2 protein-coding genes are annotated in these 2,676 nt (G+C 67.5%); both read right to left on the bottom strand.

From position 1 onward, the window contains the following. Positions 1-242: 242 nt before the first annotated feature. Positions 243-1,859, bottom strand: coding sequence for an IS1634 family transposase (locus AB0873_RS32150; protein ID WP_366604526.1), 1,617 nt, complete (start codon positions 1,857-1,859; stop codon positions 243-245). A gap of 509 nt (positions 1,860-2,368) precedes the next feature. Beyond that, positions 2,369-2,676, bottom strand: a 308-nt coding sequence (locus AB0873_RS32145) for a transposase (protein WP_366604524.1), incomplete at its 5' end; no start/stop codon positions are given.

Genomic DNA, 2,676 nt, shown 5'->3' with positions numbered 1-2,676 from the left:
GGCACCAAGCACAACCGGCGACGGCGAGCGACACCGCCGACCGAGTTTCACCCACCTGTGGGTGGCCCCGCCAGGGGCCATGGTTTTCTTGCTTGCCCGCCTGGCGGTCATCAACTGCCGGCCCCGGCTCCTGCGTTCCGCAGCTTCGCGTCGATGTAGTCCGCGAATCTGGGGCTTGAGCTGGGCAAATACGAGTTGGCCCGGTGACAAGGCGTGTCACTAGGCCGTGGTGTTCGTGCTGGTCAGGCGGTTGCGGGTGTCGCGTTGATGACGCGGGGCGGCTCGGTGATCTTCAGCTTGGCGAACAGGGCCTTCTGGGGCTGCGACAGCTCGGTGCGCTGGCAGAACGTGCCGGCGGGGCCGGTGAACACGCCGACGTGCAGCCGTTCGACGTCTGCGCGGATTTTGCTCCAGGTGTGGCCGGTGCCGGTCTCGGCGACCCGGATGAGCAGCAGCGCCAGCCAGCACAGCAGGATGTGGGCGCGGATGCGGTCCTCGCGGCGGTGGTAGACCGGCCGCAGGTCGAGGGTGGTCTTCATGTCGCGCCAGCCGCGTTCGACTTCGAGGAGTTGCTTGTAGCCCAGGGCGATGTCTTCGGCGGAGAGCTTGGGGTCGGAGCAGCGCAGCAGGTACTTGCCGTCCAGGCGTTGTTCGGCCTTGACTGCCGCGGCGTCGATGCGCAGCAGCCCGCCGGGGGTGACGCGCAGGTAGCGGTTCAGGCCGGGCTTGGTGGAGATCACCCCGCGCAGCTCGGCGCGCTTCGTGGCGCTCAGCTTGTCCGAGCCGTCGATCTTGTCGGTGAGCTGGGCGATCAGCCGTTCACGGACGGCGGCGTCACGTTGGGCGGCGTCGGGGTTGAAGCAGATCACGAACCGGTCGTCGGCGCCGATGTTGACTTCCTTGACCTGCAGGTTGTCCGCGACGGTGGCGTAGCGTCCCTGCCGGGCCAGGGCGGCGTCGGCCTCGGCGGTGCCGGCGCGCAGCTTCTCGCCGAGGATGTAACCGCCCGCGCCCTGTTGCAGGAACCTTCTGTTCTCCGCCGAGGCGAAGCCGCGGTCGGCGACCCACACGACGCGGGCGAGACTCCACTCCCGCATGTCGGTCTTGACCTGCCGGATCAACGCCGAATCACCCGTGTTGCCCGGCCAGCACCACACCCGCACGGGGATGCCGGTGCGGGTGACGGCCATGCCGACCACGACCTGGGGCAGGTCGTCACGGGAGTCCTTGCTCTTGCCATGAGTGCGAAACCCAGCCTGCTTGACCGCTGCCGGATCGTCTTCGGCCACGACCTTGCCCAAGGCGTCGCGCCAAAGCAGGTCGTCGGCCTCGTCCAACTCGAAGTAGGTGCTGGTCGTGTCGAAGAACAGCAGGTCGACTTCCAGGTTGAGCAGGTCGGCGATCTGGTCGTAGACGGCCCGAGTCAACGCGGGCTCAACCTCGATGAGCTGGTCCATCGCCCGGTAGCAGGCGTCGTCGGTGACGTACGGCAGGCCGGGCAGGTGCACGTCCTGGCAGACCCACTCGGACGCGGCCAGCTTCGACGACGGCGCCAGGGCCGGGTTCGCGACCAGCGCGAACAGCACCCGTTCCACGTCGACCTCGCGGCGGGCGGAACCCACCAGCGGCTGCAGGATCTTGTCGATGCGCAGCCACCGCCACAGGCCGTCGAGCAGCCACGCCCCGCCCAGCGGCCGTGACTCGACGAACGACAACCCCGCCGGCGCGGCCGCGGCCAGAGCTTCGGCCGGGTCCAGCAGCCGTGACAGCGCATCGACCAGGCGGCGGACCCCGCCAACGTCGAGCTGGTCCTCGCGGCCGAACGAGTACAGCACCCGCGTCTTGGACGCCTTCGCCACAGGATCCCACTCGTTATGGGCCAACTGCAGGTAGCGGATCGTCTGCCCATCACGGGTCTTACGTGTCGACGCCTTCACGTACACGAGACACGACGGTACACCGACTAGGAACCAAGAGATAGATCCGCAGCTCAGCAAAGCTATTCACAGACAGGCATGTCACTAGGGAATTTCGCGGTCTCCACCAGGACCCAACACGCTGACCTGCACCTTCAGGTCGACGTGCCGACTATATCGACGCGAAGCTGCGGAACGCAGGCGGCTACGGTCGGGCTCGCGGTAGGCGCCGACCATGCATTGGCAGATGCCCCAGGTCGCCCCGCTCCGGCCGCGAGCCCGACCAGACCGAAGCCCCCGTGACCAGTTCTCCACCGGGCGGTGCGTCGTCCCACCGCACCGGCATCGGTGACCGCGAACCGCAGGACTTGTCGCCGTCCGCAAACCCACCGATCCTGACACCCGCGCGCGGGACTGTCCGGATCTTTGTGTGTGAGGCGGTGATCGCCTTCTCAGTTTCCGGTGATGCGCTCGCCGTAGAACATGGCGAGGGAGTTCAGCGCCTGCTTCCAGCCGCCGGTCTTGCCGGTGACGTTAGCCCGGTTCGGCCGCGGGCTGCGAATGACCAGGTAGAGCACCTTGAGCGCGGCCTGTTCGTTGGGGAAGTGTCCGCGATGGCGGGTGGCCTGGCGGAACCGGGCGTTGAGCGACTCGATCGCGTTCGTGGTGTAGACGACTCGGCGGATCTCCGGCGGGAAGGCTAGGAACGGGGTGAACTGCTCCCACGCCGAGCGCCACAACTGGATGATCGCCGGATATT

This window comes from Micromonospora sp. NPDC047707 (genome assembly GCF_040704235.1).
Lineage (GTDB): Bacteria > Actinomycetota > Actinomycetes > Mycobacteriales > Micromonosporaceae > Micromonospora.
This window is presented reverse-complemented; position numbering and strand designations above follow the sequence as displayed.